Consider the following 15376-nt stretch of genomic DNA (forward strand, 5'->3'; position numbering starts at 1 on the left):
CTCTTTTTCTTTATTAGGAGGAATAATGATTCACTGTATAATTGGAACAAAAGGAGGAGTCGGAACTTCATCCGTTGCTCAGGCATTAGCCTATGAAAGTGCAAAAGAAAAAAAGACTCTATTATTGGATGGATCCATTGGTCTAAGATCTCAGGATTTATTAAACGAAGTGGAAGGAATAAGCCCTTATCATTTCCAAGATTATCTACAAGATTTTTGTGATTGGGAAGATACCCTTATCTTTCTAAAAGAGAATTTGGCTTTGGTTCTATCTTCTCCCAAAAAGGAATATATAGATTGGGATCAAGAGGTTTTTTTAGAAAAAATGAGACCAATTGTAGATCAATATGATAATATATTTGTTGATTTTTCTTCTTACGAGGAACGAGATTTAGAATTTTGGGCAAGTATAGACGCTGAATTTACTTTTGTAATAACCAAAGAAAAAATATCACGAAGAGCCTTAGATGAAATACAATTTGTATTTATGAGGAAAAAATTGAATCCTAAAGTTCATATTCTTATGAATAAAGTAAAAACAGACCAAGAAAGAGAAGAATTCCTCTCGAATCCACCCAATTTTGTTTATGAAACCTTTCGATATATTTTAGAGGAAGAGGAGAATGAGGAAATCCCATACTTAAAATATGAGTGGATTAAAGAAGGAAAAGAAAAAGTATCAGAAAAAATAGAGAAGAAAGAAAAAAGATGGTTTTCTTTTTTACAAGGGGGATCCTAATTGATTAATGTATCAAAGTTAGAAAAATGCTTAAAAAAAGTAAATAAACCCGCCCGTTATATTGGTGGGGAATTAGGAACGATTCACAAAGAATTTAAGAGCAATACAGTAAATTTTGCCTTTTGTTTTCCTGATGTATATGAAGTTGGAATGAGTCATTTGGGCTTGCAAATTTTATATTATATGATCAATGAAGTTGAAGGATATTCTTGCGAAAGAGCATTTGCTCCATGGCCTGATATGGAAGAAGTGATGCGATCGGAAGAGATTCCATTGTTTTCTTTGGAATCCAAAGAGCCACTAAGCGCTTTTGATATGGTGGGCTTTACGCTTCAATATGAAATGAGTTATACCAATATTATCAATATGTTGGATTTGGGGAACATTCCTATTTTCGTCAAAGATCGGTCCGAAGAAGATCCTATTGTTGTGGCCGGTGGGCCCTGTGCAACAACGCCAGAACCTTTGGCTGATTTCATCGATATGTTTTTCATTGGTGAAGGGGAAGAAATCAATGTAAAGGTAATGGATGTAGTAAAAAAGGGAAAAGAAGAAAATTGGAATCGTGAAACCATTTTGAAAGAATGTGCTAAATTAGATGGCGTCTACATTCCACAATTTTACGATGTAGAATACAAGGAAGATGGAACCATTGCTTCAATGAAACCAAATACGGAAGAAGCAAAGCCAACGATTAAAAGAGTCCGTGTAGAAAATATGGATGAAACTTTTGTTCATGATCGTCAGATTGTGCCCTTTATGGAAACGGTTCATGACCGAGCCGTATTGGAATTGTTTCGCGGTTGTACCCATGGATGTCGTTTTTGCCAAGCGGGAATGTTGTATCGTCCCATTCGAGAAAGAAGCGAAGATAAGTTAATGGAAATTGCTCAAAATCTGCTGAAAAATACAGGATATGATGAAATATCTTTAACTTCCTTATCTTCTTGTGACTATACACAACTTATGGATTTGATTCATAAGTTAGTAGAAAAATACGAAAAGGAAAATGTAGGAATTAGCTTGCCATCTTTGCGCTTGGACAGCTTTATTATCGATACATTAAAAGAGATTGAAAAAGTCCGAAAAAGTGGGTTGACTTTCGCTCCGGAGGCAGGAAGCCAAAGAATGCGAGATGTAATCAACAAAGGCGTTACGGAAGAAGATCTAATGCGAGTAGCAAAATCTGCCTTTGATGAAGGTTGGAGTAAAATTAAGTTATACTTTATGATTGGTTTACCGACCGAAACCTTAGAAGATGTGGCGGGGATTGCGGATTTAGCCAATAAAGTGCGTACGGTTTTCTTTAATCGTCCAAAAGAAGATATTAAAGGAAATTTCCAAGTAACAGCTTCTGCCAGCTGTTTTGTTCCAAAAGGATTTACGCCATTCCAATGGATTGGGCAAGATAGCGTAGAAACTTTTTATGAAAAAATTGATCATGTGAAAAAAGATATTCGAGATCCAAAAGTTCGCTTCCAATACCATGATCCAGAAGTAAGTCGCATTGAAGCTATTATTGCTCGAGGGGACCGAAAAGTAGGATCTGCCATTTATAAAGCTTGGGAAATGGGACAAAAATTTGACGGTTGGAGTGAGTTTTTCGATTTCGAGCAATGGAATAAAGCCATGGAAGCAGTAGAAATTGATGGAGATTTCTATGCAACAAGAACTCGTGAAAAAGAGGAATTCCTTCCTTGGGACTTTATAGATATTGGAGTGTCTAAATCTTATTTATGGAAAGAATATGAAAGAGCCATAAAAGAAGAGGTAACTCCAGACTGCAGAAACCAATGCAACGGCTGCGGGATCAATGATTGTTCAATGTGGGAGGATTTTCATGCTAGTAAGAATTGAGTTTTATAAAATAGGAATGGTAAAATTCATTTCTCATTTGGATACCATTCGTTTGTTTTCTCGTGCGATGAAACGAGCACAAATTCCGATTCTATGGAGCGAAGGATACAATCCTCACATGAAGATGTCCATTGCTGTGCCGTTATCCTTAGGAGTGGAAAGTGAAAGCGAGACCATGGATTTTGAAATAGAAGAAGATTTTCCATGGGAAACCATTCCAGAGCGATTAAATGCAGCTTTACCAGAAGGATTGAAAGTAACTCAAGTGGCTGTTGATTTCGATAAAGAATCTGTCTTTAGTCGTGTAAGAAGTTCGGATTACGAAATGTTTTTTCCCTATGAACTGAGCCCTCCTTATGAGGAACTTGAAAAATATGTAGAAGAGTTCAAAGAGAAAAAGGAAGTATTGGTAGAAAGAAAAAGAAAAAAAGGGAAGAAAAAAATTGTTGTGACAGAGGACATTCGTGGAAAGGTAATTTCTTTAGATATGGAAAGACGAGAAACAGGAATTGTCCTTATGGCTCGATTATCTGCTGGAGCAGATAACAATTTAAGACCAGATCGCTTGCTGCAAGGAATTTTTAGCCATTCAGACTTGGATTTGGATCTTGATTTGGTACAAATTCGTCGAAAAAGGAGTTTTGATAAGGATGGACAAGAAATTCGATTATAAAAATTCCAACTTTTTCTTTATTGATTGCGAATATCCTGAATTAATTGGGCAGATAGAAGAGGGGAAACTCGTAAAGATAGACTTAAAGGACAATAACTCCATAGTCGGAAATATTTATCGCGCCCAAGTAACCCAATTGGTAGAGCGTTTGGATTGTGCTTTTGTAAATATAGGAGAAAAACACAATGGATATTTGCCAAGACGCTTTTTTCGAAAACATTGGCTTGGGAGAGAAATAAAACAAGGAGATACCGTTTTTGTTGAGGTGAAAAAACCTGGTATGGACGAAAAAGGTCCCCTAGTGACAATGGAATACAGCATTCGTTCTGAGAATTTAGTGTATATTCCAAGTGGCAAAGGGATAAAGGTTTCCAATAAAATTGCCAATAGAAAAGAAAAAGATCGCTTGATATCTTGGTTAAAGGGAAAAGAGTTTTCTGGTGGTATGATTTTACGTACAGACAGTAAGAATGCTACCTACCAAGAACTAGAAGAAGATTACTCTTATGTAATGAAACAAGAAGAGAAATACATTCGAGAGAGAAATTTTCTTCCCGTTCCGAAACTTCTTTTTAGTAAATCTGGGTATGAAATGTTTTTGCAGAATTTAGACGGAAAATCTTTGGTCGTAAATGAAAAAAAATTGTATCGAAAATTAAAAAGCTTAAATATAGAAAATATCCTACTAGACGAGGAATTTAGCATTCGAGGAATTCCTTATTTTAGAGAACAATTTGATCGTTTGTTTTCACGAACCATCCATTTGGAGAATGGATCTAATATTGTGATAGAAGATACGGAAGCGTTGACCGTGGTAGATGTGAATACAAGCCATGCAAAAGAAGAATTTAATTTCGAAGAATACATTTACCGAACCAACCAAGAGGCTGCCTCTGAAATCGCTAGACAAATTCTATTGCGAGGAATCGGCGGAATGATTGCAATAGATTTTATTCGAATGAAAAGTGAAGAACATAAAAAAGAAATTTATAGCAGAATGGATTCCATCTTATCTTTGGATGAAACACAGAAAAATCTCTTTGGGTTTTCTAATATGGGTTTATTTGAAATCTCAGTGCAACGAAACAAAGAGAGATTTGTCTTGCGCTATAATGAAGCAAAAAAGAATCGAAATATTTATGAGAAAAGCTTGTAATATAGAGAATTCTATGGTAATATAATTAACTGTAACCGCTCGGAATAGGTTGAAAACTCTTAGTTACCTATAAAGGCGAGTCTTGTAAAGAGGAGGTGCTACAATGTACGCAGTAATTGAAACAGGTGGAAAACAATACACTGTTCATGAAGGTGATGTATTAAAAGTGGAAAAATTAAATGTAGCAGAAGGAGAAGCTGTAACATTTGATAAAGTACTTTTAATCAACAATGAAGGAAACTTGACTGTAGGAAGTCCTTACGTTGAAAATGCAAAAGTGGAAGCAAAAGTATTACGTCAAGCGAAAGACAAAAAAGTGATCGTTTACAAATACAAATCCAAAAAGAACGAACGTAAGAAAAAAGGTCATCGTCAACCATACACTTTAGTAGAAATTGGTAAATTAGCGTAATGACCAAGGTAACCATTTATAAGCGCAAAGATTTATACTTGGGATTTTTGGCAAGAGAACACGCCGATACAGTGGATGATTTTGGGTCGGTTGTGTGCGGGAGTATTTCCGCTCTTACGTTGACATCTATATTGAGTCTAAATCAAATTGCACATATAGATGAAAAAGAGTGTATAATAGAACAAGAGGATGGTCATTTGCTTTTAAGGCTAGAAGAAAATGTCGCTGATTCCAAAGAAGCACAAGTGATTCTAGAATCTTTAGAAGTGGGTTTAATGGCAATCCAAGAAAATTATTCGAAATATATTGAGATTAAAATACAGGAGGTTTGAGATGATTCGTTTTGACTTACAACTATTCTCCTCTAAGAAAGGGATGGGTAGTTCCAAAAATGGTCGTGATTCTGAGTCCAAACGTCTAGGCGTTAAAAAAGGGGATGGACAACATGTAATCGCTGGTAATATTATTGTTCGTCAAAGAGGAACAAAAATTCATCCAGGTCTAAATGTTGGTCGTGGAAACGACGATACTCTATTCGCTAAAGCGGACGGAAGAGTTGCATTTGAAACAAAAGGCAAAAATAAAAAAGTTGTAAATGTTTTACCTTTTGAAGAATTAGCATAAAACGAGAGCTGTAGATTTCTACAGCTCTTTTCTTTTTATAAATTCCGTGCAATTTTTGTGAAGAAATAGCATGAAATCAAATCAGAAATGAAAATATGATATAATAAAGAATACGGAAAATGGAGGTGAGCAGATGTTTGTAGATGTTACCCAAATTACAGTAAAAGCTGGAAAAGGCGGCGATGGAGCCGTTGCTTGGCGTAGAGAAAAATATGTTCCGGCAGGTGGACCTGCTGGTGGTGACGGAGGAAACGGTGGCTCTGTTATTATAAAAACGGATGAAGGAATTCATACTTTAATGGATTTTCGATATAAAAGAGTATATAAGGCCGATAATGGAGAAAAGGGCAGAAATAAAAAACAATTTGGTGCCCATGGAGAAGACATTATCCTAAAAGTTCCCGTAGGAACCTTAGTAAAGGATACAAAATCTGGTCGAGTAATTGTCGATTTGAAAAATCCGAATCAAGAATTTATCATTGCACAAGGAGGAAAAGGCGGAAAAGGAAACGCTAGATATGCAACCGCAACAAGACAAGCTCCTTCTTTTGCTCAACTAGGATTTAAGGGACAGGAGAGAGAGATTACTTTAGAATTAAAACTATTGGCAGATGTTGGGCTCTTAGGATTTCCCAATGTAGGAAAGAGTACTTTGCTTTCTGTAATTTCAGCCGCTAGACCTAAGATTGCCAACTATCATTTCACGACTCTTGAGCCCAATTTAGGGGTGGTATCTTTAGGAGAAGAAATGAGTTTTGTTGTGGCAGATATTCCAGGGTTAATTGAAGGGGCTGGAGAAGGCGTTGGCCTCGGTCACGATTTCTTGCGACATGTAGAGAGAACTCGTGTCTTAATCCATGTATTGGATGTTTCAGGATCAGAAGGACGAGATCCAATTGAAGATTTCTATAAAATCAATAAAGAGTTGGAAAGTTATAACGCTTCCTTAATGGAAAAGCCACAAATTATTTTTGCCAATAAAATGGATATTCCAGGAGCAGAAGAAGGCTTAAAAAGAGTGGAAGAAGAATTTATTCCAAAAGGATACAAAGTATTTTCCGGATCTGCAGCAACGACAAAAAATCTAAGTCCTTTATTGTATGAAGCTTACGAAATTGTGCAAAATTCTCCTATTGAATATGAAACATACGATGAAGAATATGTGGAAGAACATGTGGAAGAAGAAAAAATCATTGTTCGCAAAGAGGACGATCAATACATTGTAGAAGGTTCTTATATTGAAAGATTGTTAGGGTCTACCTATTTTGATGATCGAGATTCTCTTCGTTATTTCCAAGAAAATTTACGAAAAAATGGCGTAATTGATAAGCTAAGAGAGTTAGGTATTGACGAAGGAGAGTCTGTCTATATATCGGGCTACGAATTTGAGTTTTTTGAGTAAGGAGAAGATATGATAACAGGAAAACAGAGAGCGAAATTAAAATCCATTTCTCATGGAATTCGACCTTTGATTCAGGTAGGAAAAAATGGAGTGAATCAAGGATTTTTAGACCAATTAGATCGTCTTTTAGAAGATCATGAGATTGTAAAAATTGTTTTATTAAAAAACTCTCCAGAAGAGTTGGATGATATAACGCCTTTTATTTTGAAAAAGATGGGGGCAGAATTTGTACAATCCATAGGAAATAAATTAACCATTTATCGGGAATCGAAAGAAAATCCAACGATTCAAATTTAGGTGATGTTTTATGAAAATAGGAATCATGGGTGGATCTTTTAATCCAATTCACTTGGGACATTTGATGATGAGTGAGTACATTCGAGAAGATTTAGATTTGGATCGTGTTTTGTTTATCCCAACGGGAGATGCACCTCATAAAGAATATGAAAATGTAAGAGATTATGATCGTTATGCTATGGTGAAACTGGCCATAGAAGACAATCCTAAGTTTTTTGTTTCTGATATAGAGATGAAACGTGAAGGAAAATCTTATTCTGTAGATACATTAAATGAATTAAAAAAGGAGAACCCTGAGGGAGAATTTTATTTCTTCCTTGGTTCTGATATTTTAATGGACCTTAAAAAATGGAAAAAATTTGGAGATTTAGCGAAGTTATGCACCTTTGTCTGCGCCATTCGACCCGGGTTTGAAGCCATATCAGAAGAAGTGGCGAAGAATGAAATTTCTTACTTAAAGGAAATGTATAACGCAGATGTAATTTTATTGCATACACCTAGATATGAGATTTCTTCAACGGATTTGCGAAATCGTATGGAATTGGATATTTCGGTTCGTTATTTAATTACAAAACCTGTGATTCAATACATAAAAGAGCACGATTTGTATGGAGGATATCATGGAATTTGACAAACTTCAGGAAGAGACCATAGATCGAATTGGAGAAAAACGATTTGCCCATACATTGCGCGTTATGGAGAAAGCGGAAGAATTGGCTCTAATTCACAATATAGATCCGGAAAAAGCAAAAGTAGCTGCCTTTTTTCATGATAGTATGAAGATAAAGGGTGGAGGAGCCTTGGAAAAGGAAGCGGAAAAATATAAACTTCCTTTTCGAGAGGAATGGAAAGAAATCCCCTCTATTGCACATGGATATTTGGCAGCTGAAATGATAAAGACAGAGTATGGAATAACGGACGAAGAAATTCTTAACGCCATTCGATACCATACGACAGGTAGAGCTGGAATGAGTTCTTTGGAAATTTTAATTTATTTAGCGGACTATATTGAGGAAGGAAGGGAGTTTCCAGGGGTAGAGAAGATTCGTTCTGTAGCAAAGAACAATTTGGAAGAAGCCTTCGATATGGCTTTGGGAAATACCATTCGTTTTTTAATTGAAAAAAAACAAAAAATTTCTATAGATTCCATTTTATGTTGGAATGAAAGGGTGAATAAAAAGCATGAAGAGCTTTATTAAAGGTTTTTTTATTACCTTGTTGGTCATCGCGGCCATTGTCGGTGGTGGATATTTTCTGTTGCAACAAGAAGAAAGTACGGCTGCAAAGGAAACGGTGGATCAATTTACATCTGATACAAATAAGTTCCAAATGTTAATTATTGGAGTGGATAGCTTAAATGCAAAAAAAGCTGAAAACACTCGTTCAGATGTTATGATGATTTTAGATGTAGATAGAAAAAATGATTCGATTCGACTTTTGTCTGTTCCTAGAGATTCGAGGGTTAGTGTTGAAGGTCACGAAGGGAAAACAAAAATCAATCATGCTTACGCCTATGGTGGTAGCGAATTAAGTTTGAAAACAGTCAACCAAAATTTAGGGTTAGAAATTCCTTATTATATGGTGATTGACTATGCCTTTGTAAAAGATGTGGTAGATATTATGGGAGGAATTGACGTAGATGTTCCTATGGATATGAAATATGAAGATCCAACGGCAGATCCTCCATTATATATTGATTTGAAACAAGGTCCTCAAACCCTTAATGGAGATGAAGCACTTCAATTTTTACGTTTTCGAAAAGGGTATGCCAATGCGGACTTGGATCGTGTGAAAGCGCAACAACAATTTATAAGTGCTTTGGTAAATAAATTAAAAAGCAAGTCTGGAGTATTGCATTCTCCTCAATTGTTGGTTAGTTATATGGATCACACCAACAGCAATATGCCATTGGGCTCCGTAGTAAGAATGGGTTTTGAAACCTTAAAAATCGGCCAAGATCGAATGACGACGGCAACTTTGCCTGGGACACCACAAATGGTAGATGGAATCTCTTATTACATTTTGGATATGGAACAGACAGATTCTATGTTAAAAGATTTGAAGATTAAATGATTCGTGTTAAAATAGAGGTGGAAGGTGATATATGAAAGCCAAAGATAGCAACAAAAAATTAGATATTATTATTGATAGTGCGGACAATAAAAAAGGAATCAATACGAGAGTTTTGGATATTCGAGATATGAGTGCCATTTCAGATTATTTTGTTATAGTAAGTGGTAACTCAGTTCCTCAAATTCGAGCGATAGCGGATGAAATTATTGATAAGATGGCTGAGAATGGTTACGATATTTTCCATAAAGAAGGAAATGGTGAATCTCGCTGGATTATCCTAGATTTTGAAGACGTAATCGTCCATGTCTTCCATAGAGAAGAAAGAGAATATTACTCTTTGGAAAGATTATGGGGCGAAGAGAGAAAAGAAATGAATAAGGAAGAGGAAGAAGGAGAAGAATAATGAATACGATTCACACAAATAACGCTCCAGCAGCGATTGGACCTTATTCTCAAGGTATGGTTGTGGGGGACTTGGTTTTTACTTCTGGTCAAATTCCAGCAGATCCTGCTACAGGAGAATTAAAAACAGAAATTAAAGAAGCAACAAAACAGAGTTTGGAAAATGTAAAAGCAATTTTACAAGAATCGGGTTCTTCTTTAGATAAAGTAATTAAAGTTTCCATTTTTATTACAAATATGGATGACTTTTCCTCTGTAAATGAAGTCTATTCTGAATATTTCTCTGAACACAAACCGGCAAGATCTTGTGTAGCAGTAAAAACCTTACCTAAAAATAGTATTATTGAAATTGAGGCCATTGCTAGTAAATAGTAGTGGAGGTATACTATGGATGACTTTACATCTCGAGAAAAGAAAATTTTTCTAGGCATGCTTTGTCTTGTAGGGGCAATATTTGTTTTCTTTATGGGAAATAGATATCGCTCAGAAGAAAAAGCAATTTTTGCCCTTTCTAATAGTCAAGAGATAACATCTTTGGAGGAAAACCAAGAAGATTCTTTGACGGAAGGACGCAAAGAGTCCATTTACATTCATATTAGTGGTGCAGTAAATCAACCAGGAATTTTAGAATTAAAGCCAGAAACGCGATTGGTGGATGCGATTCAATTGGCTGGTGGAGCAACCTCTGAGGCAGATTTAGATAAAATAAATTTATCAAGAAAATTGCATGATGAAGAAAAGATCCATATTCCCAAATATGGAGAGTTAGAAGAAACCAACCAAGCCGTAGGGTTTGTAAATGGAAGTGGAAGTCAATCAGTAGTAAATATCAATACAGGAACAAAAGAGCAACTAACTACTTTGCCAGGAGTGGGCGAAAAAACAGCAGAGAAAATCATTCGCTATAGAGAAGAACATCCTTTTCAGCAGGTGGAAGATTTGAAAGAAGTTCCTGGGATTGGTGAGAAAAAATTTGAAGAATTAAAAAATAATATTCAAGTTTAATAGAGCCCCTTACGGGGCTTTTATTGTGCTTTTTTATTGTATGAATTACAATAGGAAAAGGAGGGAAATTATGAATACCAATGAAAAATTAAGCAAGCTTCGAGAACTAATGAAAAAGAAGAAAATAAACGCCATTATTATCCCAACAGCAGATCCACATTTGTCTGAGTATCTGCCAGAGCGTTATAAACATAGAGAATTTATTACAGGATTTACAGGATCTAGTGGGACGGCCGTTATAACTCAAGATAAAGCAAAAGTTTGGACGGATGGGCGTTACTTTATTCAGTGTGCCAACCAAATTCGAGATTGTGAATTTGAAATGTGCAAATGGAATACAGAAGGAGAGGAAACCATTCTTTCCTTTTTGGAAAAAGAATTAAAGGAAGGGGACAAAGTAGAGGTAACCTATCAAATTTACCCTAGAAAAGAATTTGTATCTTTAGAAAAAAGTCTGTCAAAGTCTAAGATTCAATTGGTTGATGGGAAGACGGTAAATGAAATTTGGGATACACAGCCTCAAATTCCGAAAGAATCTGTTTTTCTTTTAGAGGATTCCTATGCAGGAGAATCTAGAAGAGAAAAATTGAATCGAATTGAGAAAGAGCTACAAGAAAAAAATGCCAACGCAACCTTTATCTCTTCCTTGGAAGATATAGCATGGATTCTAAATCTTCGTGGGAGAGACATTCCAACCAATCCAGTTACCGTTGCCTATTTGCTTTTGATTGAAGATGGAGGAATTTTATTTATTCATAGCTCAAAAATTTCAGATGAGATCAAAGATATTTTGGAAGAAGATGGAATTGTTATTTCTGACTATGATCGAGTATTCCAAGGGTTAGAAGGAATCTCTGGACTGGATATTTACATGGACCCAGATGCAACAAGCCAAAAAATCTATTCTATTTTAGAAGAAAACAATCGAATTATAGAAGGCAAAAATATCTCTTCTAAGATGAAAGCCATAAAAAATGCTACGGAAATAGAAAACCAAAAAAGAGCCTATTTAGAGGATGGGATTGCTTTAACAAAATTAATGTATAGAATTAAGAAAAATCCATTGGATTTTGCCGGTGAGTTTGATGTAGCCAACCAATTATTCCAACTTAGAAAAGAGAGAGAAACTTTTATTGAAGAAAGTTTTACTACCATTTCGGCCGTAGGAAAAAACGCAGCTATGATGCATTATTCTGCCACAGAAGAGACCCAAGCTCCCATGAAAAATACAGGAATGATTTTAATTGATAGTGGCGGACAGTATTTATTAGGTACTACCGATACCACTCGTACAATTATTTTGGGAGAAATTAGTCAAGAAGAAAAACATGACTTTACCTTAGTTCTAAAATCATCCATCGCATTATTACGAGCAAAATTCCTAAAAGGGACAAGAGATGCAGACTTGGATTCCATTGCTCGCTATCCTCTTTGGTTAGAAGGAAAAGATTACAAGTGTGGAACAGGACATGGGGTTGGTTATCTTTCTAGTGTACACGAATCTCCTCCAAGATTTTCTTTCCGCAACCCAAACCCAACAACTTTGGAAGAAGGACATATTGTAACGATTGAGCCAGGAATCTATAGAGAAGGGAAGTATGGAATTCGTACAGAGAATACTGTACATGTGGTATCTTTTAGAGAAACGGAAGATGGTACATTCTACGGTTTTGAAAATTTTACAAAAGTTCCTATCGATTTAGATGGAATTGAAGTAGAAATTTTAACCCAAGAAGAAAAAGAATTTTTGAATTCTTATCATAGAGATGTCTATGAAACCCTAGAATCTCATTTAACAGAAGAAGAAAGAAATTGGTTAAAAGAAGCAACAAAGGAAATTTGATTCTCTTATGAATACAATGATTTCAGAAAAATTAAAGCAGCTACCACAGGAACCGGGGGTCTATTTAATGCGAGACGGGGCCAACCAAATTATTTATGTGGGGAAAGCAAAGAATCTTAGAAATCGGGTTCGTCAATATTTTGGTTCCTATGGGAAAAGCTCAATAAAAGTACAAACCATGGTATCTCAAATCAAAGATTTTGAATATATCATTGTTCAAAACGAGTTAGAAAGTCTAATATTAGAATCCAATTTAATCAAAGAATATCACCCAAAATACAACATTTTATTGAGGGATGATAAACAATATCCATACATTAAAATTACTACCAATGAACCCTTTCCTCGTGTAATAAAAACTAGGAATATTCAGAAGGACAAGGCAAAATATTACGGGCCTTATCCCAATGTATTGGCAGTAAATGATGCAATCGATGTTTTTCATACGTTGTATTCATTAAGAAATTGTAAATTGGATTTATCCAAACGATATACTAGGCCTTGCTTGAATTATTTTATTGGGCGCTGTAAAGGACCTTGTATTGGAGAAATTGATGAAGAAGAATATGGAGAATCCATTGAAAAAGTATTGGAATTCTTAGATGGAAAAGAAGAAATTCTAATGAACACCCTACGAGAAAAGATGCAAGAGGCTTCGAAGACCTTAGATTTTGAAAAGGCAGCAGAATATAGGGATCATATTGAATCCTTAAACACCCTTCTTGAAAAACAAATTATTACAGATGCAGCAAGTAGCGAAGAATTTGATATTATGCATTTGGCAAGGGGAGAAGGAAATGTTTGCGTACAAGTGTTCTTCTATCGACAAGGAAAAATTATGGGGAGAGAGCATTTTATATTGGACGATCCCTATAAAGAAGAAGATCAAAAAATATTTCATGCTTTTATTATGCAATTTTATCAAGGATCCGCTTATCTTCCTCCCAGGATTTATCTTCCCGTGGTTTTAGAAGAGGGAGAAATTATCGAGGAGTATCTAACATCCAAAGGAAATCATAAAGTACAACTTGTGGTTCCAAAGGTAGGAGAGAAGAAAAAGATTCTTTCTATGGTAAAGAAAAATGCAATTGATATGTTAATAAAACATTCCAATAGTTATAAAGAGATTGAAAAAAAGCGGAAAGACACTTTGAAGGATTTACAAGAACTTTTAGGAGATATTCCTTATCCTCATCGAATAGAAGCCTATGATATATCCAATATTTCTGGCGTTGAATCCGTTGGATCTATGGTTGTATTTGAAGAGGGAAGAGCCAAAAAAACAGATTATCGCAGATTTCGCATTAAGACAATTCAAGGGGCCGATGACTACGGAAGCTTAAAAGAGGTTTTATTCCGTAGATTTTCTCGGGGATTGGAAGAAAAGAAAAGCGATAAAAAACGAACCAGCTTTGGAACGTTTCCGGATTTAATCTTAATGGACGGAGGAAAGGGGCAAGTCTCTTCTGCGATGGAAGTATTGAACCTTTTGGAATTGGATATTGAAGTGGCGGGATTGGTAAAAGACGATTTCCATAAAACAAAAGGAATCATTTATCAAGGAAAAGAAATTCCCATTTCAAAAAATTCGAATATTTATAAAATCATCTATCAAATCCAAGAAGAAGCCCATCGGTTTGCGATTACCTATCATCGAAGTTTAAGGAGCAAATCTACTTTTCGTTCAGAATTGGATGAGATTTCAAATGTCGGATCCAAAAGAAAGAAAAACCTTATGAAATATTTTCAATCCATCGAAAAAATCAAAAAAGCGACCTTAGAAGAACTATTACAAGTGGATGGAATGAATCAGCTAGCAGCAAAATCAATTATTGAGCATTTTCATGGAGGAAAAGATGAAGACTAGTTTCACTGTAAAACAACTTATAAAGGAATTGGATTTTGAGGTTGTGTACTATGCAGAAAAAACCGAAAATCGAGAAATTGATACTTCTGAATTTAACCGTCCAGGTTTACAATTAAGTGGATTTTATACAAAGTTTGTTCCAGACCGAATTCAAATCATAGGGGGAGCAGAATGGCATTATTTAAGTACGCTTACAGAATCTGTACGCAGAGGGAGAATTGAGCAACTATTTGAAAAACAAATCCCATTGATGATTATTACACGTAGCCAAGAAATTTATCCTGAAATTTTAGAAATGGCCATGAAGTATGATTGCTCGTTGTTAAGGACAAGTGAAAGTACTTCACGGGCGGTGAACATCCTTATTAATTATATGGATATGGCTTTAGCACCAACCATTCGAAGACATGGAATCTTGTTAGATATCTATGGGGTGGGCGTATTGATTACTGGGGACTCAGGAATTGGGAAATCAGAAACCGCTGTCGATTTGATTGTTAGTGGACACAAACTAATTAGCGATGATTCTGTTATTATTAAGCGAATGGAGGATCGATTGATTGGAACCTCTCCGCCAATAACACGACATTTTATGGAAATTCGTGGAATTGGGATTATTGATGTAGAAAGGCTCTTTGGAATTGGATCAGTAATGGAAGAGAAGGAAGTCGATTTGATTGTTCACTTACATCAATGGGATGAATCGAAAGAATATGATCGCTTAGGTCTAGAAGATGAGTATGAAAAAATTCTAGATATTGAAGTTCCTAGAATTGATATTCCTATGAGGACTGGAAGAAATACAGGAGTTATTATAGAAATTGCGACGAGAAACTTTAAGCAAAAAGAATTAGGATACAACCCTGCTTTGGCATTGAACCAAAAAATTCTAGAGTCTCATAGAAGAGGAAAGGGAAATTGATTTCATAGAATTTGAATAAAATATACAGTATCAAATTCCTTGTATATTGAATAATTTCGCTAGTTTCTTGATTATCACGAATCTATTGATATAATAGATGTATA

Annotated in this window: 18 protein-coding genes and 1 other annotated feature; all 18 genes read left to right on the plus strand. The window is 35.4% G+C overall.

Annotation, left to right across the window (positions count from 1 at the left end; all coding sequences use genetic code 11):
• Positions 1-25 precede the first annotated feature (25 nt).
• The 18 genes from LQU94_RS02145 (at position 26) to hprK (ending at position 15272) form a co-directional block, all read left to right on the plus strand.
• Positions 26-739, plus strand: a complete 714-nt coding sequence (locus tag LQU94_RS02145; protein WP_230634806.1) for a hypothetical protein — start codon at positions 26-28, stop codon at positions 737-739.
• Positions 740-2596: a TIGR03960 family B12-binding radical SAM protein gene (locus LQU94_RS02150; protein WP_230634808.1), complete on the plus strand. Its 1857-nt coding sequence runs from the start codon at positions 740-742 to the stop codon at positions 2594-2596.
• Positions 2580-3269 carry a TIGR03936 family radical SAM-associated protein gene (locus LQU94_RS02155; protein WP_230634810.1) on the plus strand — a complete coding sequence of 230 codons (690 nt, stop codon included), beginning with the start codon at positions 2580-2582 and terminating at the stop codon, positions 3267-3269. Before LQU94_RS02150 ends, LQU94_RS02155 begins: the two co-directional genes overlap by 17 nt.
• A complete protein-coding gene (locus LQU94_RS02160; RefSeq protein WP_230634812.1) occupies positions 3247-4425 on the plus strand; it encodes a ribonuclease E/G in 1179 nt (392 codons plus the stop codon). The genes LQU94_RS02155 and LQU94_RS02160 overlap by 23 nt, the downstream gene beginning before the upstream one ends.
• A 23-nt stretch (positions 4426-4448) precedes the next feature.
• Positions 4449-4517 (plus strand) — a sequence feature (ribosomal protein L21 leader region).
• 11 nt (positions 4518-4528) lie between these two features.
• Positions 4529-4837, plus strand: coding sequence for a 50S ribosomal protein L21 (rplU, locus tag LQU94_RS02165; protein ID WP_230634815.1), 309 nt, complete (start codon positions 4529-4531; stop codon positions 4835-4837).
• The gene (locus LQU94_RS02170) at positions 4837-5169 is read left to right on the plus strand and encodes a ribosomal-processing cysteine protease Prp (protein ID WP_230634817.1); all 333 of its coding nucleotides are present in this window, start codon (positions 4837-4839) and stop codon (positions 5167-5169) included. Before rplU ends, LQU94_RS02170 begins: the two co-directional genes overlap by 1 nt.
• A gap of 1 nt (position 5170) precedes the next feature.
• Positions 5171-5461 carry a 50S ribosomal protein L27 gene (rpmA, locus tag LQU94_RS02175; protein WP_230634819.1) on the plus strand — a complete coding sequence of 97 codons (291 nt, stop codon included), beginning with the start codon at positions 5171-5173 and terminating at the stop codon, positions 5459-5461.
• A gap of 133 nt (positions 5462-5594) precedes the next feature.
• On the plus strand, positions 5595-6863 hold the full coding sequence (gene obgE / locus LQU94_RS02180; protein WP_230634822.1) for a GTPase ObgE: 1269 nt from the start codon (positions 5595-5597) through the stop codon (positions 6861-6863).
• Between the two features lie 9 nt (positions 6864-6872).
• A complete protein-coding gene (gene yhbY, locus LQU94_RS02185; RefSeq protein WP_230634824.1) occupies positions 6873-7160 on the plus strand; it encodes a ribosome assembly RNA-binding protein YhbY in 288 nt (95 codons plus the stop codon).
• Between the two features lie 10 nt (positions 7161-7170).
• The gene (gene nadD, locus LQU94_RS02190; RefSeq protein ID WP_230634826.1) at positions 7171-7791 is read left to right on the plus strand and encodes a nicotinate-nucleotide adenylyltransferase; all 621 of its coding nucleotides are present in this window, start codon (positions 7171-7173) and stop codon (positions 7789-7791) included.
• A complete protein-coding gene (gene yqeK, locus LQU94_RS02195; RefSeq protein WP_230634827.1) occupies positions 7781-8359 on the plus strand; it encodes a bis(5'-nucleosyl)-tetraphosphatase (symmetrical) YqeK in 579 nt (192 codons plus the stop codon). The genes nadD and yqeK overlap by 11 nt, the downstream gene beginning before the upstream one ends.
• Positions 8343-9233, plus strand: coding sequence for an LCP family protein (locus tag LQU94_RS02200; RefSeq protein WP_230634829.1), 891 nt, complete (start codon positions 8343-8345; stop codon positions 9231-9233). The genes yqeK and LQU94_RS02200 overlap by 17 nt, the downstream gene beginning before the upstream one ends.
• 31 nt (positions 9234-9264) lie before the next feature.
• On the plus strand, positions 9265-9636 hold the full coding sequence (rsfS, locus tag LQU94_RS02205) for a ribosome silencing factor (RefSeq protein WP_230634831.1): 372 nt from the start codon (positions 9265-9267) through the stop codon (positions 9634-9636).
• Positions 9636-10007, plus strand: a complete 372-nt coding sequence (locus LQU94_RS02210) for a RidA family protein (protein WP_255702368.1) — start codon at positions 9636-9638, stop codon at positions 10005-10007. The genes rsfS and LQU94_RS02210 overlap by 1 nt, the downstream gene beginning before the upstream one ends.
• Positions 10008-10022: 15 nt before the next feature.
• Positions 10023-10640 carry a DUF655 domain-containing protein gene (locus LQU94_RS02215; protein WP_230634833.1) on the plus strand — a complete coding sequence of 206 codons (618 nt, stop codon included), beginning with the start codon at positions 10023-10025 and terminating at the stop codon, positions 10638-10640.
• Between the two features lie 70 nt (positions 10641-10710).
• Positions 10711-12483, plus strand: coding sequence for an aminopeptidase P family protein (locus tag LQU94_RS02220; protein ID WP_230634835.1), 1773 nt, complete (start codon positions 10711-10713; stop codon positions 12481-12483).
• Between the two features lie 7 nt (positions 12484-12490).
• The gene (gene uvrC, locus LQU94_RS02225; protein ID WP_230634838.1) at positions 12491-14350 is read left to right on the plus strand and encodes an excinuclease ABC subunit UvrC; all 1860 of its coding nucleotides are present in this window, start codon (positions 12491-12493) and stop codon (positions 14348-14350) included.
• Positions 14340-15272, plus strand: a complete 933-nt coding sequence (hprK, locus tag LQU94_RS02230) for an HPr(Ser) kinase/phosphatase (protein ID WP_230634840.1) — start codon at positions 14340-14342, stop codon at positions 15270-15272. Before uvrC ends, hprK begins: the two co-directional genes overlap by 11 nt.
• The last annotated feature ends 104 nt before the right edge of the window (positions 15273-15376 follow it).

Origin of the sequence: Peptoniphilus sp. KCTC 25270, from assembly GCF_021012875.1 — a bacterium.
GTDB lineage: Bacteria > Bacillota > Clostridia > Tissierellales > Peptoniphilaceae > JAJMZJ01.

What these genes read in the sequence shown, in the direction of transcription:
- LQU94_RS02145 (WP_230634806.1), top strand. Translation starts at nt 26, where the DNA reads ATGATTCACTGTATAATTGGAACAAAAGGAGGAGTCGGAACTTCATCC.
- LQU94_RS02155 (WP_230634810.1), top strand. Translation starts at nt 2,580, where the DNA reads ATGCTAGTAAGAATTGAGTTTTATAAAATAGGAATGGTAAAATTCATT.
- LQU94_RS02160 (WP_230634812.1), top strand. Translation starts at nt 3,247, where the DNA reads ATGGACAAGAAATTCGATTATAAAAATTCCAACTTTTTCTTTATTGAT.
- rplU (WP_230634815.1), top strand. Translation starts at nt 4,529, where the DNA reads ATGTACGCAGTAATTGAAACAGGTGGAAAACAATACACTGTTCATGAA.
- LQU94_RS02170 (WP_230634817.1), top strand. Translation starts at nt 4,837, where the DNA reads ATGACCAAGGTAACCATTTATAAGCGCAAAGATTTATACTTGGGATTT.
- rpmA (WP_230634819.1), top strand. Translation starts at nt 5,171, where the DNA reads ATGATTCGTTTTGACTTACAACTATTCTCCTCTAAGAAAGGGATGGGT.
- obgE (WP_230634822.1), top strand. Translation starts at nt 5,595, where the DNA reads ATGTTTGTAGATGTTACCCAAATTACAGTAAAAGCTGGAAAAGGCGGC.
- yhbY (WP_230634824.1), top strand. Translation starts at nt 6,873, where the DNA reads ATGATAACAGGAAAACAGAGAGCGAAATTAAAATCCATTTCTCATGGA.
- nadD (WP_230634826.1), top strand. Translation starts at nt 7,171, where the DNA reads ATGAAAATAGGAATCATGGGTGGATCTTTTAATCCAATTCACTTGGGA.
- yqeK (WP_230634827.1), top strand. Translation starts at nt 7,781, where the DNA reads ATGGAATTTGACAAACTTCAGGAAGAGACCATAGATCGAATTGGAGAA.
- LQU94_RS02200 (WP_230634829.1), top strand. Translation starts at nt 8,343, where the DNA reads ATGAAGAGCTTTATTAAAGGTTTTTTTATTACCTTGTTGGTCATCGCG.
- rsfS (WP_230634831.1), top strand. Translation starts at nt 9,265, where the DNA reads ATGAAAGCCAAAGATAGCAACAAAAAATTAGATATTATTATTGATAGT.
- LQU94_RS02210 (WP_255702368.1), top strand. Translation starts at nt 9,636, where the DNA reads ATGAATACGATTCACACAAATAACGCTCCAGCAGCGATTGGACCTTAT.
- LQU94_RS02215 (WP_230634833.1), top strand. Translation starts at nt 10,023, where the DNA reads ATGGATGACTTTACATCTCGAGAAAAGAAAATTTTTCTAGGCATGCTT.
- LQU94_RS02220 (WP_230634835.1), top strand. Translation starts at nt 10,711, where the DNA reads ATGAATACCAATGAAAAATTAAGCAAGCTTCGAGAACTAATGAAAAAG.
- uvrC (WP_230634838.1), top strand. Translation starts at nt 12,491, where the DNA reads ATGAATACAATGATTTCAGAAAAATTAAAGCAGCTACCACAGGAACCG.
- hprK (WP_230634840.1), top strand. Translation starts at nt 14,340, where the DNA reads ATGAAGACTAGTTTCACTGTAAAACAACTTATAAAGGAATTGGATTTT.